21 protein-coding genes and 1 tRNA gene are annotated in these 24,163 nt (G+C 62.9%); 15 read left to right on the top strand and 7 right to left on the bottom strand.

Translation table 11 applies throughout. From position 1 onward, the window contains the following. Positions 1–190 precede the first annotated feature (190 nt). Positions 191–1,060 (top strand): patatin-like phospholipase family protein, encoded by an 870-nt coding sequence (locus ACSZOQ_RS15765; RefSeq protein WP_439923376.1) that lies wholly within the window; start codon positions 191–193, stop codon positions 1,058–1,060. Between the two features lie 133 nt (positions 1,061–1,193). Here ACSZOQ_RS15765 and rpmB read toward each other — a convergent pair whose 3' ends face one another. Beyond that, a complete protein-coding gene (gene rpmB / locus ACSZOQ_RS15760; protein ID WP_439923375.1) occupies positions 1,194–1,487 on the bottom strand; it encodes a 50S ribosomal protein L28 in 294 nt (97 codons plus the stop codon). Between the two features lie 490 nt (positions 1,488–1,977). On the opposite strand from rpmB, the gene ACSZOQ_RS15755 reads away from it, so the two are divergent. The 5 genes from ACSZOQ_RS15755 (at position 1,978) to ACSZOQ_RS15735 (ending at position 8,863) form a co-directional block, all read left to right on the top strand. Next, positions 1,978–2,838, top strand: a complete 861-nt coding sequence (locus tag ACSZOQ_RS15755) for a DUF3108 domain-containing protein (RefSeq protein ID WP_439923374.1) — start codon at positions 1,978–1,980, stop codon at positions 2,836–2,838. 442 nt (positions 2,839–3,280) lie between these two features. Then, the gene (locus ACSZOQ_RS15750) at positions 3,281–6,694 is read left to right on the top strand and encodes a helicase-related protein (RefSeq protein ID WP_439923373.1); all 3,414 of its coding nucleotides are present in this window, start codon (positions 3,281–3,283) and stop codon (positions 6,692–6,694) included. A gap of 67 nt (positions 6,695–6,761) precedes the next feature. Further along, positions 6,762–7,037 carry an RNA-binding S4 domain-containing protein gene (locus tag ACSZOQ_RS15745; protein ID WP_439923372.1) on the top strand — a complete coding sequence of 92 codons (276 nt, stop codon included), beginning with the start codon at positions 6,762–6,764 and terminating at the stop codon, positions 7,035–7,037. Between the two features lie 287 nt (positions 7,038–7,324). After that, a complete protein-coding gene (fdxA, locus tag ACSZOQ_RS15740; RefSeq protein WP_439923371.1) occupies positions 7,325–7,663 on the top strand; it encodes a ferredoxin FdxA in 339 nt (112 codons plus the stop codon). Between the two features lie 390 nt (positions 7,664–8,053). Continuing rightward, on the top strand, positions 8,054–8,863 hold the full coding sequence (locus tag ACSZOQ_RS15735; RefSeq protein ID WP_439923370.1) for a CarD family transcriptional regulator: 810 nt from the start codon (positions 8,054–8,056) through the stop codon (positions 8,861–8,863). Positions 8,864–9,071: 208 nt separating this feature from the next. Here the strand turns inward: ACSZOQ_RS15735 and ACSZOQ_RS15730 are convergent, their stop codons facing one another. The 4 genes from ACSZOQ_RS15730 to ACSZOQ_RS15715 all read right to left on the bottom strand — a co-directional run bounded on the left by ACSZOQ_RS15730 (position 9,072) and on the right by ACSZOQ_RS15715 (position 12,644). Then, positions 9,072–10,565: a M48 family metalloprotease gene (locus ACSZOQ_RS15730; protein WP_439923369.1), complete on the bottom strand. Its 1,494-nt coding sequence runs from the start codon at positions 10,563–10,565 to the stop codon at positions 9,072–9,074. A 159-nt stretch (positions 10,566–10,724) separates the two neighbouring features. Beyond that, the gene (locus tag ACSZOQ_RS15725) at positions 10,725–11,507 is read right to left on the bottom strand and encodes a thermonuclease family protein (protein ID WP_439926096.1); all 783 of its coding nucleotides are present in this window, start codon (positions 11,505–11,507) and stop codon (positions 10,725–10,727) included. Positions 11,508–11,668: 161 nt separating this feature from the next. Beyond that, complete coding sequence (locus ACSZOQ_RS15720) at positions 11,669–11,947, bottom strand: GlsB/YeaQ/YmgE family stress response membrane protein (protein ID WP_439923368.1); 279 nt, start codon at positions 11,945–11,947, stop codon at positions 11,669–11,671. Between the two features lie 94 nt (positions 11,948–12,041). Next, positions 12,042–12,644, bottom strand: a complete 603-nt coding sequence (locus ACSZOQ_RS15715; protein WP_439923367.1) for a YidB family protein — start codon at positions 12,642–12,644, stop codon at positions 12,042–12,044. A 363-nt stretch (positions 12,645–13,007) separates the two neighbouring features. Between ACSZOQ_RS15715 and ACSZOQ_RS15710 the strand changes: the two genes are divergently transcribed. The 3 genes from ACSZOQ_RS15710 to ACSZOQ_RS15700 all read left to right on the top strand — a co-directional run bounded on the left by ACSZOQ_RS15710 (position 13,008) and on the right by ACSZOQ_RS15700 (position 14,639). Then, positions 13,008–13,084: transfer RNA gene (locus tag ACSZOQ_RS15710), tRNA-Arg, on the top strand. 151 nt (positions 13,085–13,235) lie between these two features. Further along, positions 13,236–14,249 (top strand): Dyp-type peroxidase, encoded by a 1,014-nt coding sequence (locus ACSZOQ_RS15705; RefSeq protein ID WP_439923366.1) that lies wholly within the window; start codon positions 13,236–13,238, stop codon positions 14,247–14,249. A 51-nt stretch (positions 14,250–14,300) separates the two neighbouring features. Then, positions 14,301–14,639, top strand: coding sequence for a hypothetical protein (locus ACSZOQ_RS15700; RefSeq protein ID WP_439923365.1), 339 nt, complete (start codon positions 14,301–14,303; stop codon positions 14,637–14,639). A 46-nt stretch (positions 14,640–14,685) separates the two neighbouring features. Here the strand turns inward: ACSZOQ_RS15700 and ACSZOQ_RS15695 are convergent, their stop codons facing one another. Next, complete coding sequence (locus tag ACSZOQ_RS15695) at positions 14,686–14,979, bottom strand: hypothetical protein (RefSeq protein WP_439923364.1); 294 nt, start codon at positions 14,977–14,979, stop codon at positions 14,686–14,688. Between the two features lie 241 nt (positions 14,980–15,220). Between ACSZOQ_RS15695 and ACSZOQ_RS15690 the strand changes: the two genes are divergently transcribed. The 4 genes from ACSZOQ_RS15690 to ACSZOQ_RS15675 are packed head-to-tail and all read left to right on the top strand — an operon-like array spanning position 15,221 to position 21,101. Beyond that, entirely contained in the window at positions 15,221–16,918 is a 1,698-nt protein-coding gene (locus ACSZOQ_RS15690; RefSeq protein ID WP_439923363.1) for a proton-conducting transporter transmembrane domain-containing protein, read from the top strand. A gap of 6 nt (positions 16,919–16,924) precedes the next feature. Next, positions 16,925–17,683, top strand: a complete 759-nt coding sequence (locus tag ACSZOQ_RS15685) for a hypothetical protein (protein WP_439923362.1) — start codon at positions 16,925–16,927, stop codon at positions 17,681–17,683. After that, positions 17,668–20,778, top strand: coding sequence for a DUF2309 domain-containing protein (locus ACSZOQ_RS15680; protein ID WP_439923361.1), 3,111 nt, complete (start codon positions 17,668–17,670; stop codon positions 20,776–20,778). Before ACSZOQ_RS15685 ends, ACSZOQ_RS15680 begins: the two co-directional genes overlap by 16 nt. Further along, positions 20,775–21,101, top strand: a complete 327-nt coding sequence (locus ACSZOQ_RS15675) for a P-II family nitrogen regulator (protein WP_438275666.1) — start codon at positions 20,775–20,777, stop codon at positions 21,099–21,101. Before ACSZOQ_RS15680 ends, ACSZOQ_RS15675 begins: the two co-directional genes overlap by 4 nt. On the opposite strand, the gene ACSZOQ_RS15670 is transcribed toward ACSZOQ_RS15675, so the two are convergent. Then, positions 21,091–22,023 carry a LysR family transcriptional regulator gene (locus ACSZOQ_RS15670; RefSeq protein ID WP_439923360.1) on the bottom strand — a complete coding sequence of 311 codons (933 nt, stop codon included), beginning with the start codon at positions 22,021–22,023 and terminating at the stop codon, positions 21,091–21,093. The two genes, ACSZOQ_RS15675 and ACSZOQ_RS15670, sit on opposite strands and share 11 nt — an antisense overlap. Before the next feature lie 231 nt (positions 22,024–22,254). On the opposite strand from ACSZOQ_RS15670, the gene ACSZOQ_RS15665 reads away from it, so the two are divergent. Next, a complete protein-coding gene (locus ACSZOQ_RS15665; RefSeq protein ID WP_439923359.1) occupies positions 22,255–23,676 on the top strand; it encodes a form I ribulose bisphosphate carboxylase large subunit in 1,422 nt (473 codons plus the stop codon). A gap of 78 nt (positions 23,677–23,754) precedes the next feature. After that, complete coding sequence (locus ACSZOQ_RS15660; RefSeq protein WP_439923358.1) at positions 23,755–24,081, top strand: ribulose bisphosphate carboxylase small subunit; 327 nt, start codon at positions 23,755–23,757, stop codon at positions 24,079–24,081. Positions 24,082–24,163: the final 82 nt, after the last annotated feature.

The raw sequence follows: 24,163 nt of genomic DNA, 5'->3' as shown, positions 1-24,163 counted from the left end.
GCGACGTGGATACCGTACAAACTGAAGCTGCGTCAGCAATCCCGGTTAGTAAAAAGTTAATCCCGGCGCCGCCGGTTTCGGGGCGATGCGATTGCGCCGGCTTCGGCGGCGTTGATATACAGCATCAGGCTCTGGACAGCCTGTTGTTACGGCGCAAAAAAGGGAGCCGCGGGGATTGTTGTCAGCCTCAATGTCATCGTCCGACAGTTCGTCCCGCAAAACCGCCTTCGTGTTCGCGGGCGGTGGGAGTTTCGGCGCCATCCAGGTTGGCATGATGTATGCGCTCGCCGCGCACGGCGCTGTCGCGGACATGGTGGTGGGATCCAGCGTCGGGGCTTTGAACGGCGCCTATTACGCTGGCGTTCCGACCCTCGACGGCGTGAAGCATCTCGCGGACATCTGGCGCGGTCTGCGCCGTCAGGACGTATTTCCGGTGTCAGTCCGGACTTTGCTCGGATTTCTCTGGCGGCGGGATTTTCTGATCTCGCATGACGGCGTGCGCAAGCTGGTGGACGATCACCTGCCTTACAAAAATCTTCAGGATGCGAAGCTGCCGGTGCATATCGTCACCACCAATATCGTGACCGGCGGCGCCGTCGTGCTGTCCGAAGGCTCAGCCGCCAAGGCGATCATGGCGAGCACGTCGATTCCCGGGGTGTTCGCGCCGGTCCACTACAGGAGGATGTTTCTCGCCGACGGCGCGATCTCGAGCAATACGCCCATCAAGGTTGCGCTGGAGAAGGGCGCGCGGCGACTGATCATTCTGCCGACCGGAACTGCCTGTGCCGGTGAGGCGCCGCCGAAAGGCGCGGTCGCCAACGTGCTCCACGCGGTGACGCTGCTGATTTCGCGGCAGATGGTCGACGATCTGGAATATATCGACCCGTCAATCGAGTACCACGTCGTGCCGCCGCTCTGTCCGTTGGTTGGTTCGCCCTATGATTTTTCGCGCACTGAAGAACACATCGAGCGGGCGATCAGGAAGACCGAGCGATGGATCGCAGCGGGCGGGCTTGAACAGCGCGGCGTTCCCGGCGAGTTGCGGCCTCACGAGCACTGAGCTTTACAGTCTGCGCGTGAAGACGGATCAGGTGCGGCTGCAATGTAAAAATTAAAGGCCGGGTTCGGGTTGCCCGATCCGGCCTTCTCATTCTCGGCGCGTTGATCAGTTCGAGCAAACAAGCTCGCCGTTATCAGCCTGCTTTGGCAGCCTGCTTCTTTTCGATCTGGCGCTTGATCTCGATCGCTTTCGGCGAGAGCTCCGAATTTTTCGCCTTCAGCAGGAAGGCATCGAAGCCGCCGCGGTGGTCGACGCTCTTCAACGCATTGGTCGACACCCGCAGCCGCACCGAACTGGCCAGCGCTTCGGACTGGAAGGTGACGTTCACCAGGTTCGGCAGGAAACGCCGTTTGGTTTTAATATTGGAGTGGCTGACCTTGTGGCCCACCAAGGGAGCCTTGGCCGTCAGTTCGCAGCGCCGAGACATGGCGAAAATCCTCTGTCGTCCCCGGCATCGGCCCTCAGGGCTGACTCGGGGGTTCGAAATCGCGTCCATTTCAGGAACCGCGGACGTATAGGGGGAGAGCGGCAGGGCGTCAAGGTATGGAGAGCCGAAGTCGGGCTGTTGGCGGCACAAATGAACGCCAACCGCTTCAGTTCGACGTGTTTTCGGCGAACCGCCGTCTGGGCCCCATCATATTCCATCATATAAAGGGCGTAATCCGTATCGACATCATGGCCATCGACCGGCCGTGGGCTGGTTTTGCCGGTTGGAGGCCGGATTGCAGGTGCGCGAACCGCGAGCCTGAGGCGATCCCGGGTTTGACGTGCTCGCAGACCTGCCGCATTTGCTCGCAAGCCTGTCTTGAATGCGTATTATTGCTATTGGCGCCACGGCAGACAGTGACCCGCGATCTGAAACCGCCTGAGCCCAAACCTTGACGTGCAGGATCACCCCTTAAGTGAGCTTACCCCGAATGACGTTGCCCCGGTCGATGGCCGCCTCGGTTCGGACCGCGGGTGGTGTATCGTTCGCACTCTTTGCCGCGATGTTGGCGATGACGGGTCCCGCCGCCGCGCAGGGCAAGCTTGAGGCTCACTATGACGTCACCCTGTCCGGGATTCTTGTCGGCACCGGAGTTTGGGCGGTCGATATCCTCGACGATCAATATTCGACGACGGCAAACGGCGGCGCCACCGGACTTCTCAAGGCGTTTGCCCATGGCACCGGCACCGGGGCCTCGCAGGGCCGCGTCGTCAACGGCGCGCTGGTTCCCGCGAATTATACCGCGACCATTTCGTCGTCGAAGAAGTCGGAGACTATTCGCATGTCGCTGGTCGGCGGCAATGTGAAGGATTTCGTCATCGAGCCGACCCCGCCGGTCGATGCCAAGCGTATTCCGGTCACCGATGCGCACAAGCGCGGCGTAGTCGATCCGATGAGTGCGCCGCTGCTGCATGTGCCCGGCACCGCCGATCCGCTCGGTCCCGAAGCCTGTCATGCCACGACCGGGGTCTTCGACGGCCGCATGCGCTACGACCTGCGCCTCGACTTCAAGCGCATGGAAATGGTGAAGTCGGAAAAGGGCTATCATGGCCCGGCGGTGGTCTGCGCGATCTATTTCTCGCCGATCGCCGGCTACGTCCCGGACCGCCTCGCGATCAAGTATCTCGCTGCCCAGCGCAACATGGAGATCTGGCTGGCACCGATCGCCGGCACGCGCGTGTTGGTACCCTATCGCCTGACAATTCCGACGCCGCTTGGTACCGGCAAGCTGGAATCGACCCAGTTCATCACGAGCGCGATCCCGCCGAAGACCGCGGCCAAGGCGCAATAGCGGTGCAGCAACCCGCCCGGGTTTGGCGGGGCGACGCTTCTGGCGTGCTGCTTCGAGTTCCACGACGGACTTGCGCCTATTCCGATCGCAAAGCCGGTATCCACTTTTGCGGAATACGGGATAGGAATCCTGTTGACTCCTGCCTCGGGGTTCAGGCGTCCAGTGGATTCATCATTTGGGAGGAATAACCGGTCTTGTTGATCGCCGCAGAACTTGATCTAGTTGCCGCATGTCAGCTGAACACGAGATATTGCGGTGAACGAAGCCGGAGAGATAAGGAGTCAGCGATTCGGGCGCGATTCGTTCTGGACTCGTTCCAAAGCTTAAGCCGCGGCCCAACAGGCGTCGCATTGTGAAACACATCTGATCGTCCCGTCTCAGCGGCGCTTACGTAATATTAGAATCCAAAGCTCCACCGGCGCCGCGAAAACTCTCGGAAAACATGGTCTTTTCATCTTCGATATTTCCGCCCGGCAACGGTCGCGCGCTCGGCGCGGGCGTGACGGCGGTGCTCGGTCCGACCAACACCGGCAAGACTCATCTCGCGATTGAGCGGATGCTGGCGCATTCTTCCGGCATCATTGGTCTGCCGCTGCGGTTGCTCGCCCGCGAGGTCTACAACAAGATCGTCGACCGCACCGGGGCAGATTCCGTCGCGCTGATCACCGGCGAGGAGAAGATCAAACCGGCGCGACCGCGCTTCTGGGTCTCCACGGTGGAAGCGATGCCGAGGGATCTCGACGTGTCGTTTCTTGCCGTCGATGAAATCCAGATCGCCGCCGATCTCGAACGCGGCCATGTTTTCACCGATCGCATTCTGCACCGGCGCGGCCGTGACGAGACCCTGCTGCTCGGCGCCGCCACCATGCGCCCGATCATCGAGCGGCTTTTGCCCGGCGCCAGCATCGTCACCCGCCCGCGGCTGTCGCAGCTTGAATTCGCCGGCGACCGCAAGATCACCCGGCAGCCGCGCCGCACCGCGATCGTCGCGTTCTCGGCGGACGAGGTCTACGCCATCGCCGAACTGATCCGCCGCCAGCACGGCGGTGCGGCGGTGGTGCTGGGATCGCTCAGCCCACGCACTCGCAATGCGCAGGTCGCTATGTTTCAGTCCGGCGACGTCGATTATCTCGTCGCCACCGATGCGGTGGGCATGGGCCTCAATCTCGACGTCGATCACGTCGCCTTCGCCTCCGACCGCAAATACGACGGCTACCAGTTTCGCAGGCTGACGCCGGCGGAATTCGCGCAGATCGCCGGCCGCGCCGGCCGCGCCACTCGCAACGGCACCTTCGGCACCACCGGACGCTGCGCGCCGTTCGAGCCTGAATTGGTCAACGCACTGCAGAACCACACCTTCGACAGCATCAAGACGCTGCAATGGCGCAACTCCGATCTCGATTTCTCCTCGCTCAGTTCGTTGCAGGTGTCGCTGGCGCTGACGCCGTCGCACGAGGCGTTGACCCGTGCGCCGATCGCCGAAGACCTGCGCGTGCTTGATCACGCCGCGCGCGACGTCGACGTGCGCGCCATGGCGCAGGGCGCGGCGGCAGTGGCGAGGCTGTGGGACGCCTGCCAGATTCCGGACTATCGCAAGATCGCGCCGGCCGCGCATGCCGAACTGGTGACGACACTGTTCGGCTTCCTGATGCGCGAGGGCCGGGTTCCTGACGACTGGTTCGCGGCCCAGGTCGCGCAGGCCGATCGCACCGACGGCGATATCGACACCCTGTCGGGGCGGATTGCGCAAATTCGGACCTGGACCTTCGTGGCCAATCGCCCGGACTGGCTGGCCGACCCCGATCACTGGCAGGGAATTTCGCGCGAGGTCGAAAATAAATTGTCTGATGCGCTGCACCAAAGGCTTACTGAGCGTTTCGTTGACCGCCGGACCAGTGTATTGATGCGCCGCCTGCGGGAAAACACGATGTTGGATACGGAAATCGGCAAGACCGGAGAGGTGATCGTAGAGGGCCATGTCATCGGCCGTCTCGACGGATTTACGTTCGCGCCGGATACGGCAGAGGCTGGCTCAGAAGCCAAGGCCTTGCAGGCGATTGCGCAGAAGGCGCTGGCCGGCGAAATCGAGGCGCGCGCCGAAAAACTGTCCAATGCGCCTGACGATCAGTTCTTGTTGACGTCGGACGGCACCATCCGCTGGACCGGTGATGCTGTGGCGCGGCTGGTCGCCGCGGACGACGTGCTGCGCCCCCGGCTCCGCATCATTTCCGACGAACGGCTGACCGGCGCGCCGCGCGATGCCGTGCAGGCCCGGCTCGATTTGTGGCTCAAGACCCATGTCGAGAAGTTGCTGGGGCCGCTGTTCGATCTCGCCAAGGCGGAGGATGTCACCGGCATTGCGCGCGGTATCGCATTCCAGTTGATCGAGGCGCTCGGCGTGCTGGAGCGCTCGAAGATCGCCGCCGAAATGAAAGATCTCGATCAGCCGTCACGTGCGTCCTTGCGCAAGTACGGTGTGCGCTTCGGCGCCTACCACATCCACTTCCCGGCGCTGTTGAAGCCGGCGGCGCGTGCGCTGGCCTCGCTGTTGTGGGCGCAGAAGCAGGACAATGTTGATCTGTCGGCGCTGTCGAGCGCCCAGCATCTGGCCGCCAGCGGCCGCACCTCGTTCCCGGCCGACAAGGGGCTCGATCACGACGCCTATCGTGCGCTTGGTTACAGGCAATGTGGCGAGCGGGTTATCCGCGTCGATATCCTCGAAAGACTGGCCGATTTAATTCGTCCGGCGCTGGCCTGGCGGGAAGGAGCGCTCGGCCAAAGGCCGTCCGGCGCATTCGATGGTCGCGGCTTCGTTGTGACCCAGGCCATGACTTCGCTCGTCGGCACGGCCGGCGAGGAATTCGCCTCCATCCTGCGCGCGCTCGGCTATCGCATGGAGCGGTGCCCGGCGCCCCCACCCGTTACGGAGACGGGTCCCGCGGCAGATGTCGCGACGGAAACGGTGACCGCCGAAGCGCCGGAGAGCAGGCCCGAGGAATCGGCTGCGCCGGACGCCATGCCCGGAGGGCAGGGACCTGCGGCGGATAGCGCGGGTACGCCCGATGCCGGATCGGCTGCTGAACCGGTGCCCACGGCGGATGCGGGATCATCAGAAGTGACTGCTGCGGCGATCGAAGTCGTGGCTGTGGTGGTCGAGGAGACGCCACCGCCGCCGTTGTCGCCCGATATCGCAGTCTCGACGGCTTCCGATGCCGCTGAAGCCCCAACCATCGATGGCGCGAAGGACGAGCCTGCGGCCGTCGATGCCGTGAGCGCTCCCGAGGACGCGGCATCTGCCGAGACCGCGGCCGTTGAGGCCTCGCCGGTCGCTGCGGCGGACGCCGCGCCCGAGATGATTGAGGTCTGGCGGCCAGGTGGTCGGTCCGATGAGCGGCGCCCGCGCCACGATCGCAATCGTCATCGCCGCCAACAGCCTCGGCAGGATGGCGCGCAACCGGTGGCCGCTGACGGAGTAGCGGCTGAGGGAGCCGAGAAGCGCGAAAGGCACGGACGAGGGCGACGCGAGCGTCACAAGGATTTCCGTAAACCCTCCACCGATGCGCCGGCCGAAGGCGTCTCCGCCGGAAGTGAGCGCGCGCCGGGCGGTGAGCCGCGCGAGGGCAAGGGACGTCCGCCGCGCGAGCGCTTCCAGGGCAAGGGTCGCGACAGGGATCAGGACAAGGGTCGCTTTCAGGGTTCCCGCAAGGGTGGTCGTGAGGGACGTCCGGACGCCGGACCGTCGCACCGTCCCTACGCCAGCAGCGCGCCGCGCGAGCGCGAGCGTCCGATGGATCCGAATTCGCCGTTTGCGAAACTCGCCGCGCTCAAGGAGCAGCTTGCCGGCCGCAAGGACTGAGCGGACGAACGGTCGGGTCTCCGCGGATTGGTGCGCGACCTGTTTGGTGTGAACCTATTTGGGTGTCTTGGAGCGCCAGCGTCTCGACAAATGGTTATGGCATGCGCGGGTGGTCAAGGCCCGCACCCATGCTGCGGCGCTGGTCGAGGCCGGCCATGTCCGCGTCAATGGCGCGCGCGAGAAATCCCCGGGGCATTCCCTCAAGGTCGATGACGTGCTCACCATCGGACTGGACCGTGGTGTTCGAGTTCTCAGGGTCACCGGGTTTTCCGAACGGCGAGGTGACGCGGTGGCCGCAAGAACCCTCTATGATGAAGTGTCCGATGCTTGCGGCGGAAGCTAGTGGGGTGAATTCGACATTCGCGGCACACTTTGCAGCAAACCAACATTTGCAGGAACTCCTGCCGCAACGAGATGCAAATGTTGGAATCGGACCACCAGTGATCCGTTCCGGCATGACATTCGAGTCCGAAACGCGCGGGTCAAATTGATCTCGAATGCCAGATTTATCTCGCCGGTTGCAGTCGCTGCAAATGTCGCGACCTGGACACGCCGCGCCTCTCCACGGCTTGCAGCAGCGCTGTTCCTGCGCTACCTCAACCTGCAAAACTGACCCTGCCGGAGCCTTGGATGACTTACGTCGTCAACGATGCCTGTATTAAATGCAAATATACCGATTGCGTTGAAGTTTGCCCTGTCGATTGCTTCTATGAAGGCGAGAACATGCTCGTCATTCATCCGGACGAGTGCATTGATTGCGGGGTCTGCGAGCCGGAATGCCCGGCCGAAGCCATCAAGCCGGACTCCGAGCCGGGGCTGGAGAAGTGGCTTGAGGTGAATGCAGAGTACGCCAAAAGCTGGCCCAACATCACGCAGAAGAAGGACGCCCCGCCTGACGCCAAGGAATTTGAGGGCCAGGAAGGGAAGTTCGAGAAGTATTTTTCTACAGAACCGGGTGCTGGAGACTGATTTTATCTCAGGACTGCGTCTGATGCGGGCCTAGGACAGTCCGGCTTAACCGTGTTTGCGACCGGGACTCCAAAAGCCGTCCTGAATGCGGGTCGTTGGGTATAAATCATTGATTTTTGCGGAAAATGTGCTATATTGAGCATGTTTTCGGAGCTGGACTACTTTTTTACCTGCTTGCAGCCCCGAAGGGCTCCCGTGAAAACATCGAACAGGGCGTGGCATGTCCACGCGCATGCTGTGTCACAGAAACCGCGTAAAAAAAATACTTCCAGGGCGTCGTCTGCGGCTCGCCGCGGTGCAACACGAACTCGTGCCCGGACTGCCGCCCGGATTACCCGAACGGCTGCTAAGGGCTCGGCCGCCAAATCCTCGAGAAACAAAAGAGGCGAAATGCCAAGCAAGACTGCCAGAACGTCCGCCAAGGCCGCTGCTTCGAAAACCGCAGGTTCGAAGACGGTGGCTTCGAAGACCACGTCGGCCTCGAAGGCAGGGTCCAGGACCGCAAAGCCCGCTGCTAAAGCCGTAACGAAAACTGCGGTGGCCAGCAAGGTCGTCGCGAAGTCTGCAGCCAAGGCCAGCGTGCTCCGTGTCGAGGAACCGAAGAAGGTTCTGACTCAGCGCCAGGGCTTCAAGACGAACGAGTTCGTGGTTTATCCGGCGCACGGCGTCGGTCAGATTCTGGCGATCGAAGAACAGGAGATCGCGGGCGCCAGGCTCGAACTGTTCGTCATCAATTTCATGAAGGACAAGATGACCTTGCGGGTGCCGACCGCCAAGATCGCGAATGTCGGCATGCGTAAGCTGTCGGAGCCGGGGTTGGTCAAGCGGGCGCTTGAAACCCTGAAGGGCCGCGCTCGCATCAAGCGCACCATGTGGTCGCGGCGCGCACAGGAATATGAAGCCAAGATCAATTCGGGGGACATCGTTGCGATCGCCGAAGTGGTCCGCGATCTCTATCGCTCGGAATCGCAGCCCGAACAATCCTACAGCGAACGCCAGCTTTACGAAGCCGCGCTCGATCGCCTGTCGCGCGAGATCGCCGTCGTCCAGCACGTGACGGAAACCGAGGCGGTCAAGGAAATCGAAGGACAGCTCGCTAAGAGCCCGCGTCGCGGCGCCAAGGCGGAGTCGGATGCCGAGACCGATGGCGACATTGACGCCGATGGCGACAACGCCGCCGTTGCCGACGAAGCTGCGTAAGCAGGTTTCGGCGGACAAAGGATAACAAAGGCCCGGCCGAGAGGTCGGGCTTTTTGCTGCCGTTGTTTCTCGAAGCAATTGCCTTGATGCGCAGTTGCCTGTCTGCGCGCACGGTTACGCAAACTGACTTGCCATTTCCTTGCCGAATAAGAGCTATTTCCGGCTTTGACGCGTTTTCGCTCGAAAACGCTATAGAAGGCGCTTCGCCTTAGTCCACCACGATCTTGACCCGGTTGCGCACCTTGACCTGCGCATGCGCATCGAGGCCGTTGAGAAGGCGAAAACGTTCCGCGGGATGATCGACGCCCGCCATGCGGTGCGACAGCGATTCCACTGTATCACCGGGTTGCACGGTGATGACCTTGATCCGCAGCGGCCGCGCCGCCTGAATCTCGTCCAGTGTCAGGCGGCGGAACGAGGCGACCGTTTCGCGGGCGTTGCGCTCGCTTTCCGTCGTCTTGTGGCGGGTTGCGAAGATAAAGCGATAGACGTCGCTGCCGAAGCGGAGGGCATAGACCCGGAATTGCCATTGTTCGCCGCTGGCGACCGCCGATGCTGCGGGAAAACCGTTGATGGTCAACTCTACGGTCGAGGCCTTGTCGACGTTCTCCATCCAGCCGGAGTTGAGGTACTCAGTGAGCTTCTGTTCCGACGGCACCCGGACGACATCGAAACGCATCGCCTGACTGCCACCCTCGCGGACGCCGATCACCGCCTGAGCCGTATTGTCGAGCGTAAAACCTTCTGGCGCCTGGAAGGTAAAGCCGAGCTTTGGGTGCAGGAAACGCCGGCCGCGAACGAACCCCTCGCTCGGATCCTCGCCGTAGACGATGTTGTCGATCGCGTCGAGATAGACCTCGCGGTCACGCTCGCCTTCCGTGGGAGAGTTGTATTGCCGCGCATTGGCCTGCGCGTTCTGGACCCGCTCCGGCGTTGCGGGATGCGATGACAGGAAGTCCTGCGAGCGTGGGTCCAAGGATGGTTTGCCGGCCTTGAGCGCCGCATTGCGCTCCATTGCCGCCAGGAAGCGCGCCGCGCCATAGGGATCGAAATGGGCTCGCGCCGAAATACCGACGCCGATGCCGTCTGCCTCGAATTCCTGGGCGCGCGAAAAGCTCGCCAGCGTCAGTTTGGACTTGGCGAGCGCCAGTGCCGTCAGATCCGGGTCGGTGCCCATCTCGGTGACGACGTGGCTGACGAGGGCGGCCTGCCGCGCCTGGTCCTCGCGGATTGCCGCGTGCTTGGCCAGAACGTGAGCCATTTCATGCGACAGCACCGAGGACAGTTCCGAGGTGTCGTTGGCGAGCGCGACCAGGCCGCGCGTCACGTAAAGCTGGCCCGTCGGCAGCGCGAACGCGTTCACCGCACCGGAATTGAGGATCGTGACCTTGTATGTGAGATCGGGCCGCTCGGACGCGGCGACCAGCCGCTCGACCGTCTTGCTGATCAGCGCCTCGAGTTGTGGATCGTCGTAGGCACCGCCATAGGAAGCGAGGATGCGCTCATGCTCGCGTTCGGCAGCGGGGGTATGGACCGCCGCACGCGCCGGTTTCGCAGGCTTGGCGGATGGGGGAGACGCGGTTTGGAACCGGCTCATATCGCCGCAACCGGCGAGCGCGAGCGCAGCGCACAGCAGCACGACAGGCGCAGCCAAAAGGCTACGGCCCGCTCCTGTCCCGCGCCGTTCCGCGCTCCCCGCCATAGTCGTAACATCTCCGCCCGACTGGTGATTCTACTCCAGCACTCGCAACCTTCTCAGCAGGCTCGTTTGCGAATGCCGGAATCCGAAAACCGCCAGCATCCTAGCATTCCGGCATGGCCCGGTTCAAAAGTTTGCTCGAAGCGAATTTCTGAACTGCGACTAATCGCCGATCACTTCGATCTGCCCGACCCGGAGCACGTTGATCCGCGGTCCGCCGCGCCGGTCGACCCAGCCGCGGACACGAACGCGGCGATTTTCCAAAGAGGCCGGAGCGACGCCAGCGGCCTCGAAAGATGGTATCATGCGCCTTGAAATAGTCGCAGCAAAGTCTTGTGTCCAGCGTCGGCCGAAGTTGACGTAAACCGTCCCGCCGGCCTGCCTGACCGACAGGACTCTCCCCTCCACGACGGCGAATTGACCGATGTGGGTCAAAATATCGGCGGGATTTTCGGCGTTTTTTATGATGGACGAATTCGCCCAGGTTCCGCGCCGGGCCTGCCGCGCTGCCGCCTCCGCGCCCGCAAGTTCCGCCGCGCAGGCCTTGTCTGCGACGTCGGCGGATGCAAGCGCTTCGCCGCGCGCCAGAAGATCGCTCTGTACCGAACTTGCGGAGGACTCGAGATAGACGAAGGCGGATTGCCGGCCGTAGCGATCCGGATCGCCGTGCTCGCCGCGCAGGATCACCTGTCGGCCAATCAGCGCCGCGAGCGCCGGCTGGCGATCACCCGGTGCCCCTGCGACGGCTTCGATGCCGGCGAGGCGGACGTCGCGGCCATCTTCGAGACGGAGCGTTCGCGCGTCGATGACGGCGCTCACGACGCCGTCACCCTGGATTTCGAATTGACAGCCTGCCGCGAACGATGACGCGGTGGCGCCGAACGACATTCCGCTGAGCAGCGCTCCGAGCAGAATGCGGCGCGTGCACGGGAGCCGCGCCGTCATCGGCAACATGGTGGCCGCAACATGCGCGGCAGCGACGACCAGCTTGCCGCGCTGTCGTTGTCGGTAGGGATTCTGAAATGCACCATGCAGCGCCGTTTGCGAGGGCGCACGCTCGGATCACTGCGGCCCTCGGGCATTGGGCGTCCGAGGGCCAGGTTGCGTTATTTCGATCCGGGATCGGAAATCACGCCGCGTGCAACCAGCCTGTTCCAGATGAACAGCACTATAAGCGCGCCGATGGTCGATGTGATGAACCCGGCGCCTTGATTGGGGCTGTAGTGGCCGATCGACTGCCCAATGAACGTAGCCAGGAATGCGCCGGCAACGCCGAGGACAGTGGTGAGGATGAACCCGCTTGGCTTGTTCGGTCCGGGGGACAGGAACCGCGCGATGACCCCTGCGACGAAACCGACGAGGATAATCCAGAGAATGCCGCTCATGACGAAAAGTCCTTCCTCAGAATAATCGTGACATTAAAGTCTCCGCGAGATCGGCCAGTTCAGGCGGCTGATCCCGCGGTGGGCAGCAATTCCATCAAAGCATCCGCGACAGTTCACTTTCGGTCGGCAGGCGCCCGTCCGGTGTTAGATGGTTCACGACGTTGGGCAGATGCTGACTCAATCCGGCGAGCAACTCCTCCCGCGACAGCCCGGTCTGCGCTGTCAGGGCGTTGATCTGGTCGGCACCCAGCGCGTCGGCGAGGTCGCGCGGCGCGATCTGCTTGTTTGGTCCGGGACTGACCCAGGAATTGGCAGTCTCGCCATGGCCTTTGTTCTGAAGCTGATTCAACAGGTCACCGAGGCCGCCGCTCAGAATGCTTCCGGCTGCACCGCCCGCCAGCAGGCCGCCAAGCCCGCCCTTGAGCAAGTCACCGAGGCCGCCTCCGCTACCGGGCAGACCGGCATTGATTGTGCCTCCGGGCGGGCCGGCATTGATCGTGCGACCGGGCGCGGGAGCCGGGGCGGACGGGCTGGCTTCAGGATGGCTTCCGGTGAAATGTTTCAGCGCCTTGTAGCCCAGCAAGGCGAGGATCGCCAATGTCATCGGCGACATGCCGCCGCTTTCGCTTTGCGCACTGGGCTCGCTTGGACCGCGCGGGCCGTTTTGCATTCCGTTGAGGATGTCGAGCAAACCCATGATCGTCTCCTGATTACGCTCCAGCCCCGTGGCGAAAGATAACGTCGCCACATGACGGTCACAAGGCACATCTGGCGGGCATGAGGCGCCGCCGCTCCATTCTGTTATTGAAACGAAAATGACTGAGGAATGAATGAGGGGCCCCGCAGTTAGGAGCGCAGGGCTCGTGATCCCGACATCATGTCGGTACGGACTTTTTCGCGGTGCCGCATCTGTCGCAGGGAATCGGGCCGGCGAAGCGCGATTAGGGTCCAATCGGATGCGCTTGATACCCAAAATGCGTTTCGGGATCATATTCAGATCATCTGCTTGGGGCTTGCCCGACGCGCCCGAGTACCGGATAAGGAGCGGGGATGGCGCTCAGTCCCGGTAGCTCAGCTGGATAGAGCACAGGTTTCCTAAACCTGGGGTCAGGGGTTCGACTCCCTTCCGGGACGCCATTTTCTTTCAAACGCTGTTTCCGGGCCATGCGGACGACTATTCAGAGTCAATCCGCGGGATACGTTTGCCCCTATGACGGGTCGTGCGGGATAGCGATGAGAACCGTGTTTACGCTATAGCCCTTCAGCTTTGCCTGGACGGAGCGATGGAATGTCAGAGAAGAATTGGGACAGAGTTCCGATCGACGCACAGAGCATCGACGCGCCGCTGTCGCGGGCAGCCGTCTTTCTGGTGGTCACTGTCGCGAGCGAACAAACCGCTCTCGCAAAGGTCTGCTCCGCGCTCGATGGACTTGATGATCTTATCAAGACTGTTGGGTTTCGCGATCTGTCCGCCCGGCTGTCGTGCATCGTCGGAATCGGTCGCGATCTCTGGGATCGTTTTCATTTCGACAAACGACCACAAGAACTGAGACCATTTGCGCGGATCGAGGGAGTGGTCCGTGCGGCGCCGTCAACGCCGGGTGATCTCCTTTTCCATATCCGATCTGAACGTCCCGATCTGTGCTTTGAATTTGAACGCATTCTGCTCGACAGTCTTGGCGCCGGCGTGACCGTCGTCGACGAAGTTTCAGGCTTCCGCTATTTCGATGCGCGTGACCTTCTGGGCTTTATCGACGGCACGGCTAATCCGACCGGCCTCGCTTTGCCCGCTTCGGCGCTTGTCGGCGAGGAAGATCCTGACTTCGTCGGAGGCAGCTATGTCGTCGTTCAGAAGTATCTGCACGATCTCAGCGCGTGGACGCGAATTCCAACGCCTCTCCAGGAGGAGATCATCGGTCGCACGAAAATAGACAATATTGAAATCAATGACGACGACATTGAAATCAATGACGACGACGCGCCGCGCAAATCGCACAAGTCACTCGCCACCATCGTGGATGCCGACGGCAACGAATGCGACATATTGCGCGACAACATGCCATTCGGTCGCCCAGGGCAGAGAGAGTTCGGCACTTATTTTATTGGCTATTCCCGATACCTCTGGGTGATCGAGAAGATGCTGCAACGGATGTATGCAGGCGACCCGCCAGGCGCTTACGATCGCCTGCTCGATTTCTCGACGCCGCACACCGGCACAACGTTCTTCGCTCCGACTCGTCCGACGCTGCAAACGCTTGTTCAGACAGCGCAGGAGAAGCTCACGACGTTAGATAAGGCATGACATCTAGGAGTCGTTCAGCATGCATAAGGCCAAACCTTTCGAGGACTACTGATGAGTAAACTTCCTTACGGCGATCCAAGCCATGGTCAAACTGCGGAAGAGCTTGAAAGTTACTATCGCAACGTCAAGGAAGGCGATCTGGCAGCTACCAGAAGCGCGCAGCATGGACGTCTCGAAATCAAGATCACGACTGTAAGCGAGATCAAGCCCGAAATCGGACGTGTCTATTTGACCGACGACGTTGTGTGGACCGGCGCGGCGTTTTGCATGAAGAGCGGAAAAAGCTGGTATGCCCCGAGCGGTCAATCAACGCTCGTTATCCCAACCGAGGAAGTACAAGCATGGGCTAAGGCGTATCCTCGCGGAACGTCTGATTGGTCTCCGGGCTAACCGTAATCAGCGTGATGGCGGACTTGGACTCGCCGCTGCCGGCGCTCTATTCATTCTCCGACAACTCGGCGTCCCAGCCACGCGTCTTGGCGCGGGTGATGGCCTCGGCATAGACGCGGTTGTGGCGCTCAGCCAGCTCCGGCGGTAGCGCGCTGGGCACGTTGCCGTACTGATCCCAGAGCTGATCCACCTTGCCCATCAGCACCTGCATCTGGCCGACGCTCCAACCCGCGCAGTCCTGCGTATCGGGGATGAGACCGAACACCCGCGCATCGAGCACGAGGCGCCCGAGCTGGGTGATGCCGTGCCTGTCTTGATCAAGTCCGACGTATTTGTTCATGGGAGGGCACTCGGATGAAAACGAGTTTGCAGAGCAGCGGTCGCCAGGGAAGTATCAGTTTGTCTTAGGGATTGAATAAGCAATTCAAATTTTTCCTTATTCAGTCGATCCCTTATGATGTTAAGGCCGGTCGCCGTCGGCCAGCTGCGGCTGGCGGACCTTGGCCGCTTCGGCATCGTCTTCCGCATTATGCCATTCCGTTCGGCATTGTGCCATCCCGATCGAGCGAGGAGTGTCTGCCGTGGACCAGTGGGTCTCTTGGTGTCTCGTGGTGTTGCCGGCGCTGCCGGCGCTATCGGCGATCGTCGCCCCGCTGGCTGGAGCCGGCCGGCAGGCAAAGGCGGGGCGTGTCAGCGTGGCCATGCTCGTTGCCACCTGTGCGGTCGCAGTGGCGTTGCTGGTTGCGGTGCTGCGGGCGCCACAGGACGCCGTGGCGCTGGCGCAACTCGGGCCTGTGGCTTTGCTGCTCGACCATCTCGCCGTGGCGATGGCGGTGCTGGTGGCGGCTATCAGCCTGGTGGTGCACGTCTATTCGCTGCCCTATATGGCCGACGAGCCCGGCTACGCACGGTTTTTCGCCCTGCTGGACCTGATGACGGCCGTGATTCTGCTGATGGTCACCGCCGCCGATCTGCTCACATTGCTGGTCGCCTGGTTCCTGATCGGGGTCGTGTTGTTCTTTCTGCTGGGCTTCGACACCAGCCGCAAGGCCAGTGGTCGCTATGCCTTCTGGACGTTCCTGACCTATCGCGTCGGCGATCTGCCGCTGGTGGGCGCGGCGCTGCTGTTGTGGCACGGCTACGGCACGGCGCAGTTGCCGGAGCTGTTCGCGCGGATTAGCGCCGATCCGGGCGTGCAACTCGGCGGGATGGCTGTGGTGCCGCTGGCGGCGCTGCTGTTGGCGCTGGCGGCGTTTGCCCGCTCGGCGCAGTTCCTGTTGCACACCTGGCTACCTTACACCATGGACGGCCCCACGCCGGTGTCGGCGCTGATGCATGCGGGCATCGTCAACGCCGGGGGATTCTTGTTCAATCGCTTCGCTCCGGTGTTTATCCACGCGCCCGATGCGCTGCACCTGGCTTTCGTCGTCGGGGTGGTGACGGCGCTGATCGGCTCGGCGCTGATGCTGACGCAGAACGACGTCAAAAAATCCCTGGGCTATTCCACCATGGGGCAGATGGGTTTCATGATCATGGAATGCGGGCTGGGCGCATTTTCGCTCGCCGTCTATCACCTCATCGCACACGGGCTGTTCAAAGCAACGCTGTTTCTAAACTCTGGCAATGTGATCGGCGACACCCGCCGCGACGATGGCGTGCCCCCCGACGAGATCTACACCTTCGTGGTCGAGCGCCGTCCGCTGCGTGCGGCGAAGGTGCCCTGGCTGTTGGCCGCGCTCATCACTGTGCTGGTGCCGGCGCTGATGCTGGGCCTGTCGCACTGGGTGGTGGCTGAGGACTTCTTCCACAAGCAGGGCGCGGTGGTGCTGCTGTTCTTCGGCTGGGTCACTGGCGCGCAGGTGTTCTTCTCCATTCACAAGCTTCCGAGCGAGAACCCCTGGCGCTCGCTGACCATGATCCTTCTGTCTTTCTTCATCGTGGTGGTGGGTTACACCCTGATCGCGCATGCGTTCGAGACCTTCCTCTACCCGGACCCGGTGCTGCGCGACGCCATCTATGCCGCAGCAGGCATCAATGTTCTGGCTTTCGACGTCCTGGTGGTGTTCCTCACCGTGGTGCTGGTCGGCGCCTGGCTGGTGACTTTTTACGCCCAGTCGCTCGAATTCGAGGGGAAGCCCGGCACGCTGTGGAACTCCATCTACCTCAATCTCTACACCCTGTTTTCGCGAGAGTTCTACGTGTCCGACGTTTACACCCAGCTGGCCCGCGGCGCGCTGGCCGCAAGCAAGCGGGTGAATATCTGGCTGCGTTGGGTCTGAACCGTCATGATTGCGCTGCTCCTTGCCTTGATCCTGTTGCCGCTGTTTCCCCTGAGCCTGTTGTTCAACGCCGGGCTCCAGGTGATGCCCGTCTGGGTGCGTGTCCCGGCGCTGCTGGCTCTACCCGTAGCGGGCGCACTGCTGCTCGGTCAGACGACAGTGCCACCCGCGCCGCTGGCTACCGCGCTGCAGGTCCTCGCGGCGTTCACCGCGCTGCTCTATGCTTGGCGGCTGCTCGCGGTCCGGGACGTGCTTATCTGGGCGCGGCTGCAGGCTACCTCGGCCTGGCCGCTGGTGTGGCTGGCCTGGCTGCACGGCATGAGCGGTGTGATACTCGTGCTCGTGGCCCTGGCGGTGACAATTCCCGCTGCGGTGCTGATGATTCTCGGCTGTAGCCTGAGCCGCCGCCTCGGAGGGGCATATCTCGGACTGCGCGGACGCATCGGCCCGGCCTTTCCCCGCCTGACCGCAGTGTTTGTGGTGGCGCTGATCGCGGCACTCGCGGCGCCGCCGTTCCCGGGATTCTTCGCCATGCTCGCGGTGCTGCAGCAGGTTCCCGCGAGTCTCGCGGCTGTGGTGCTCGCGGTGTGGCTTCTGTGGAGCTGGGCGGCCGGGGTGCTGTGGCAGCACGGCCTGTTCGGCGACGAATGGCCGCGCGCAAGGGGCGCGGTTGACCTGTCGCGCATCGGCGTCGTTCTGTGGCTGGCGCTCGCTGCCGCCGCGGTGCTGGGTTCGATCGGAGGATGGTCATGGTGGATGCATTGAACCTCGGACGGCGTCTGCGAGTGCGCTCGACCGCCTACGTGGCGGGTGAGCCGGTGCCGTTTTTCTGGCCGATGCGCAACTTCATTCACCACAACCCGCTCTACGGCCTCGAGCACATGCCTTTCGAGCAAGCGGTGCGCCGCGGTGCGGAGCTGTTCCACGCGCGGATGTTCCTGCCGCGCAGCAACTACCAGCACTGGCAGCGCGAGGGGAAGGTGCGGCAGGACACCATTTCCGAGGAGCTCGCGCGCCGCTCGCAGGCCTTGCCCGCGGTGCCGGGCATCGACTGGCCGCGCTGGTTGGGTGCGCTGATGCAGTTGGCGCACGACCGCGATGTGGTGGTGCCGGGCGTGCGGGCGCAGGACGCCCACGCCGCGCTGCACGGCCAGTCGTCTTCCACGCAGGCCGTGGACGTTGCCGCGTTGCTGCCCGACCTGGTGCGGCGCTTGCACGCGCGCACACTGCCTGAGGCGGTCGACGCCCTGTGGGGTCCGCGGTTGGCCGACGAACTTGATGAACTGGTCATCAAGAGCTGCCTCGACTTTTTCGACGAAGACCAATCCTCCTGGCGCATGCCGGGACGCGAGCGCGGCCTGTTCGCCGCCTGGAGCGAGATCGCGCGGCGCAATGCGCGCATGTTCCTGCGCGGGCTTCACGTACGACGCATCCTCGATCGGGTGGAGGATGCCGAGAGCGCGGTGGTGCACGTCATGGAGGAGATGGGCATCGACGCGGACGACTGGTCGGCCTATTTCACCCGCGAGCTCACCCGGCTGCACGGCTGGACCGGCTTTGTGCGCTGGCGTTCGTCCGCCAAACATTACTACTGGGCGCAGCGCTACCCCGCCGACGTCGTCGATGTTCTGGCCATTCGCTTGGTGGTGGGGCTGGCGCTGCTGCAGGAAAGTGCGCGCCATCGCCGTACACCGATTCGGCGCGAGCAACTCGACGCCGTGTTGCACGAACGCGGCGCGGAATGCCTTCTGCGCAACGCGCTGCATAGCGGCGAGGTGTTGCCCGATTGGGCGCAGCGCATCGACGACACGCTGTCGCGCGGTGGCGGCAAACGCTGCGAGGCTCTGCTGCAGCGCTATTGGCCGTTGTGGCAAGTCCGACTCGGACAGGAACAAGCTGCCGCCTTGCGCGAACTGGCCACCGCGGCGGATGCCACCGCGGCGCTCGATGTGCTGACGCCGGAGGACGTCGCGGGTCTGTTGAAGGGCTTGCAGGAATTCGCGCCGCAGGAGGGCATGGTGTGGACCCTGGCGATGGAGGCGCAGTCTATCGACCAGCTGCTCGCGCAGGTGCAGGTGCCGCAGGATCTGCCGTCCGGCAAGCGGCCGTTCGCGCAGGCCTGGTTCTGCATCGACGTGCGCGCCGAGCCCATCCGTCGCCACCTGGAGCGGGTGGGCGATTACCAGACCTTCGGCATCGCCGGCTTCTTCGGCGTGCCTGTGGGTTTCCTCGGCTACGGTAAGGGCAGCGAGAGTCACTTCTGTCCGGCGGTGGTCACGCCCAAGAACCTGGTGCTGGAGCTGCCCGCCGCACTAGACCCCAATGACGAAGATTTCTTCAGCACCCTCGGCCATGTGCTGCACGACCTCAAGAGCTCGGTGCTCTCGCCCTATGTCACGGTGGAGGCGGTGGGCATGCTGTTCGGGCTGGACCTGTTCGGCAAGACCCTGGCGCCGCTGGGCTACAGCCGCTGGCGCAGCCGCATCGATGCCGAAAAGCCCGTCACCCGCCTGTTGGTGGACAAGCTTACCCGCGAGCATGCCGACTCCATCATCCGCACGCTGCAGCGGGCGATGATCGCCAAGGCGCTGCATGCCGAGCTGCATATCGAGCGCGAGCGGGTGGATGACGACATGATCCGCGAACTGCGCGAAACCGCGCTGCGCCACCGCGAGGGGCCGACGCGGCTGCGCACGGACTTCGGCGTGCCGGACAAGCAGGAGGCCGAGTTCATCGACAAGCTGCGCGACGACTACCGCGTCGATGCCGACTACGCCAATCATCAGCTTGTGCGGCTGGGGCGCATCGGCTACTCGCTCGACGAGCAGGTCAACTACGTGCACACGGCCCTGACCATGATCGGGCTGACCAAGACCTTCTCGCGCTTCGTGCTCATCGTGGGCCACAGCGGGCGAACCGAGAACAACCCCTACGAGTCGGCGCTGGACTGCGGCGCCTGCGGCGGCAGCAGCGGCCTGGTCAATGCCCGGGTGCTGGCGCAGATGGCCAACAAGACCGCGGTACGAGAGCGGCTGCGCGGCATGGGCATTAACATTCCCGATGACACCTGGTTTCTGCCGGCGCTGCACGTCACCACCACCGATGCGATCGAGCTGTCCGATCTCGACCTGCTGCCGCCGCGTCACCTGGTCTATCTGGATCGTCTGCGCAACGGCCTGCTCGCCGCGTCCAAGCTAGCTGCGGCCGAGCGCATGCCCAAGCTTCTGCCGCAGGCGCAGGCGATGGAGCCGGCGGAGGCCTGGCGCCTGGCACACCGCCAGGCGGTGGACTGGGCGCAGGTACGGCCGGAGTGGGGGTTGTCGAAGAACGTGTATGGCATCGTCGGCCGGCGCTCGCTCAGCGAGCGTGCCGACATGCAGGGGCGTCCCTTCCTGCTGTCGTACGACTGGCGCTGTGATCCCAAGGGGCGCTTGCTCGAAAACCTGTTGGCGGCGCCAGTGGTGGTGGGCGAGTGGATCAACCTCGAACACTTCTTCTCCACCGTGGACAATGCCCGCATGGGCAGCGGCAGCAAGGCCTATCACAATGTGGCCGGGCGCTTCGGCGTGATGACCGGTAACCTGAGCGATCTGCGTACCGGCCTGCCGATGCAGACGGTGATGCGCGAGGGCCAGCCCTATCACGAGCCCATGCGCATGATCGCCCTCATCGAGGCACCGCTGGATTTTGCCGGGCGCGCGCTGCAAAGCGTGGTCAAGGTCAAGAATCTGGTGCTCGGTGGCTGGATCCGCGCCATCGTCATCGACCCAACTCAGGGCTACAAGCCTTTCGTATTCAACAATGGCCAGTGGGAGGAGCGTCCGCCTCTGGTCGCTGCTGCCGAGGAGGTACGCGCATGAACGCGATCAAATTGCATCCGCTGAAAAAGCTGGAAATCATTCTCGAAGGCGCACACAAGGAATTCGCCACCGACTTGCTCGATCGCGCCGGCGTCAAGGGCTACACCATCGTTGGCAATCTGTCTGGCAAAGGCAGCCACGGCATGTACGAAGGGCACTTGATGTTCAATGAGGATGACGCCCTCATCATGATCATCGTCGCCGTGCCGCAAAGCCTGTTCGATCCGCTCCTCGAGGGTTTTCAGCCGTTTTTCGAGGCCCACTCGGGGGTGATTTTCGTCAGCGACATCCAGGTCGGCCGCCCGGTCAAGTTCATGGCGTGAGCGGAGTGAGCAGCGGATGCTTGGGCGAGGCCAGCGGGCGCGCCTGCTGGATGAGGAACGCCAGGAAGGACTGCGCCACCGCCGACAGCCGCTTGCCCTTGCGGTGTACGACGAACCACTGCCGCATGATCGGAAAGCTCTCCACGTCGAGGGTGACAAGGCGGCGTATCGCCAGCTCCAGCTCCAGAGTGTGGAGCGACAGGACGCCCAACCCCAGCCCGGCCTCGACCGCCTGCTTGATGGCCTCGTTGCTGCTCATCTCCATCACCGAATAGAATTCCACGCCGTGACGCGAAAAATGCCGCTCCGCGGCATTGCGCGTGCCCGAGCCGGGCTCGCGGGTAATGAACGGCTGGCGACCCAGTTGCACCAGCGGAATCTGCCGGCTCTGGGCCAGGGGATGCTCGGGTGAGGCGATGACCACCAGCGGGTTGTCGAGGAATGCGCGCGCGACGAGCTCCGCGTCCTCTGGAGGTTGCCCCATGATGGCCAGGTCCTGGTTCGACGCCGAGAGCGTCTCGAGGATATGCGTCTGGTTGGACACCTGCAGCCGCACCTGCACCTTGGCGTGGCAGGCGCAGAAGGCTGCAATCAGCTTGGGCATGAAGTAGTTGGCCGTGCTGGCCACGGTGAGTTCGAGTTCCCCGCGATGGACGCCGCGGAACTCTTCCATGGCGGATTCGAGGTCACGCATCTTGGCGCCGATGAGTGTGGCGTGGCGATGCAACTCGCGACCGGCGTCGGTCGGCTGGATCTGTTTTCCGACGTGGTCGAACAGCGGCACGCCGATCTGCTCTTCCAGCTGTCGCATCTGCATCGAGACCGCTGGCTGGGTCAGGTGCAGAGCGTCCGCGGCGCGCGTAAAGCTCTGCTGATGCACCACAGCGTCGAAGATCTGGAGCTGTCTAAGGGTCAGATGCATGGCGAATACATAAGGGACTCTAATGCATCCGATCAAAAATAACAATTAGTGTTTATGTCGATCCTCTTTTATGTTGGCCGCTCGTGAATCGCGGGGCCGTGCTGAATGACGGGTCCTGCTGAGATGCACGAACGTAATCCCCGGGCCGGGTGGGGGGATGGCCGCCGCATCGCGGTAGGTCCTCGCCCGTCGTTCGCTACCGCAAAAGCGCGCATGAAGGAGTCCTCGAAGATGGCAGTCAAAACCTACCAGGCCGGCGTCACGGAATATCGGCAAAGCTACTGGCAGCCGGATTACGTGCCTCTCGACACCGATATTTTGGCCTGTTTCAAGATCACGCCGCAGCCCGGGGTGGATCGCGAAGAGGCGGCAGCGGCGGTGGCCGCCGAGTCATCCTGCGGTACGTGGACCACAGTGTGGACCGATCTGCTGACCGACCTCGACTACTACAAGGGACGCGCCTACCGTCTCGAGGACGTGCCGGGCGACGATACGTGCTATTACGCGTTCATTGCCTATCCGATCGACCTTTTTGAAGAAGGTTCGGTCGTCAACGTGTTCACCTCGCTGGTGGGCAACGTGTTCGGCTTCAAGGCCGTCCGGGCGCTGCGTCTGGAAGATCTGCGCTTCCCCATCGCTTACGTGAAGACCTGCGGCGGCCCGCCGCACGGCATCCAGGTCGAACGCGACAGGCTCAACAAATATGGCCGTCCGCTGCTGGGCTGCACCATCAAGCCCAAGCTCGGTCTGTCCGCAAAGAACTACGGCCGCGCCTGCTACGAAGCCCTGCGTGGCGGTCTGGACTTCACCAAGGACGATGAGAACATCAACAGCCAGCCGTTCATGCGTTGGCGAGACCGTTTTGATTTCGTGATGGAAGCGGTCCAGAAAGCCGAACAGGAAACCGGCGAGCGGAAGGGCCACTATCTCAACGTGACCGCGCCGACTCCCGAGGAGATGTACAAGCGCGCCGAGCATGCCAAGGAAATCGGCGCCCCCATCATCATGCACGATTACCTCGCGGGGGGCCTTTGCGCCAACGCGGGTCTGGCGAACTGGTGCCGCGACAACGGTATATTGCTGCACATCCACCGCGCCATGCACGCCGTGATCGACCGCAACCCGCACCATGGCATCCACTTTCGCGTGCTGACCAAGATCCTGCGTCTGTCGGGCGGCGACCATCTGCACACCGGCACCGTGGTGGGCAAGCTCGAGGGCGATCGCGCTTCTACCCTGGGCTGGATCGACCTGCTGCGTGAATCCTTCGTGCCCGAAGACCGCTCGCGCGGCATCTTCTTCGACCAGGACTGGGGTTCAATGCCCGGCGCGTTCGCCGTGGCGTCTGGCGGTATCCACGTTTGGCACATGCCCGCGCTGGTCACCATCTTCGGTGACGACTCGGTACTGCAGTTCGGCGGCGGCACACTGGGCCATCCCTGGGGCAACGCCGCCGGTGCACACGCCAACCGCGTGGCGCTCGAAGCCTGCGTCCAGGCGCGCGGCGAAGGCCGTCATCTGGAGAAGGAAGGCAAGGAGATCCTCACCGCTGCCGCCGCCCACTCGCCCGAACTGAAGATCGCCATGGAAACGTGGAAAGAGATCAAGTTCGAGTTTGAAACCATGGACAAGCTTGCCATCGCCAACAAGTAATCGCTCCGCCGGCTGCGGTCGGCAGCGCCCTATGGGGCGCGCCGCCGCCCAGCACAATCGTTTCGAAAGGACACAATTATGGCCGTTCAAGCCTACCGCTCGATGAAAAAGTACGAGACTTTCTCCTATCTGCCGCAGATGACGCCCGAGCAGGTGCGCCGTCAGATCGCCTACGCCATTGCTCAGGGTTGGAATCCGGCGGTCGAGCACACCGAAAAGGGCACGCCCGCCAAGGCGAGCTACTGGTATATGTGGAAACTGCCGCTGTTCGGCGAGCAGTCCGTTGATGCCGTAGTGGCTGAAATCGAGGCCTGCCACCGCGAATTCCCGGATCAGATGGTGCGTTTCGTCGCGTACGACAACTACGCCCAGAGCCAGGGCATGGCGTTCGTGGTGTATCGCTGATGAAGTGGGCGCTGGAGCCAACTCGATTCGGCGCCCATGATTTGCACACGGCGCGGCGCATAAGCGCCGTACCGTTCATCGA

It is taken from the genome of Nitrobacter sp. JJSN, from assembly GCF_051912485.1.
Lineage (GTDB): Bacteria > Pseudomonadota > Alphaproteobacteria > Rhizobiales > Xanthobacteraceae > Nitrobacter.
This window is presented reverse-complemented; position numbering and strand designations above follow the sequence as displayed.

Coding starts and splice junctions, on each gene's coding strand:
- ACSZOQ_RS15735 (WP_439923370.1), top strand. CDS start 8,054: ATGCCAAGCAAGACTGCCAGAACGTCCGCCAAGGCCGCTGCTTCGAAA.
- fdxA (WP_439923371.1), top strand. CDS start 7,325: ATGACTTACGTCGTCAACGATGCCTGTATTAAATGCAAATATACCGAT.
- ACSZOQ_RS15680 (WP_439923361.1), top strand. CDS start 17,668: ATGGTGGATGCATTGAACCTCGGACGGCGTCTGCGAGTGCGCTCGACC.
- ACSZOQ_RS15750 (WP_439923373.1), top strand. CDS start 3,281: ATGGTCTTTTCATCTTCGATATTTCCGCCCGGCAACGGTCGCGCGCTC.
- ACSZOQ_RS15700 (WP_439923365.1), top strand. CDS start 14,301: ATGAGTAAACTTCCTTACGGCGATCCAAGCCATGGTCAAACTGCGGAA.
- ACSZOQ_RS15695 (WP_439923364.1), bottom strand. CDS start 14,979: ATGAACAAATACGTCGGACTTGATCAAGACAGGCACGGCATCACCCAG.
- ACSZOQ_RS15730 (WP_439923369.1), bottom strand. CDS start 10,565: ATGGCGGGGAGCGCGGAACGGCGCGGGACAGGAGCGGGCCGTAGCCTT.
- ACSZOQ_RS15665 (WP_439923359.1), top strand. CDS start 22,255: ATGGCAGTCAAAACCTACCAGGCCGGCGTCACGGAATATCGGCAAAGC.
- ACSZOQ_RS15675 (WP_438275666.1), top strand. CDS start 20,775: ATGAACGCGATCAAATTGCATCCGCTGAAAAAGCTGGAAATCATTCTC.
- ACSZOQ_RS15670 (WP_439923360.1), bottom strand. CDS start 22,023: ATGCATCTGACCCTTAGACAGCTCCAGATCTTCGACGCTGTGGTGCAT.
- ACSZOQ_RS15660 (WP_439923358.1), top strand. CDS start 23,755: ATGGCCGTTCAAGCCTACCGCTCGATGAAAAAGTACGAGACTTTCTCC.
- ACSZOQ_RS15715 (WP_439923367.1), bottom strand. CDS start 12,644: ATGGGTTTGCTCGACATCCTCAACGGAATGCAAAACGGCCCGCGCGGT.
- ACSZOQ_RS15725 (WP_439926096.1), bottom strand. CDS start 11,507: ATGACGGCGCGGCTCCCGTGCACGCGCCGCATTCTGCTCGGAGCGCTG.
- ACSZOQ_RS15685 (WP_439923362.1), top strand. CDS start 16,925: ATGATTGCGCTGCTCCTTGCCTTGATCCTGTTGCCGCTGTTTCCCCTG.
- ACSZOQ_RS15720 (WP_439923368.1), bottom strand. CDS start 11,947: ATGAGCGGCATTCTCTGGATTATCCTCGTCGGTTTCGTCGCAGGGGTC.
- ACSZOQ_RS15755 (WP_439923374.1), top strand. CDS start 1,978: ATGACGTTGCCCCGGTCGATGGCCGCCTCGGTTCGGACCGCGGGTGGT.
- rpmB (WP_439923375.1), bottom strand. CDS start 1,487: ATGTCTCGGCGCTGCGAACTGACGGCCAAGGCTCCCTTGGTGGGCCAC.
- ACSZOQ_RS15765 (WP_439923376.1), top strand. CDS start 191: ATGTCATCGTCCGACAGTTCGTCCCGCAAAACCGCCTTCGTGTTCGCG.
- ACSZOQ_RS15705 (WP_439923366.1), top strand. CDS start 13,236: ATGTCAGAGAAGAATTGGGACAGAGTTCCGATCGACGCACAGAGCATC.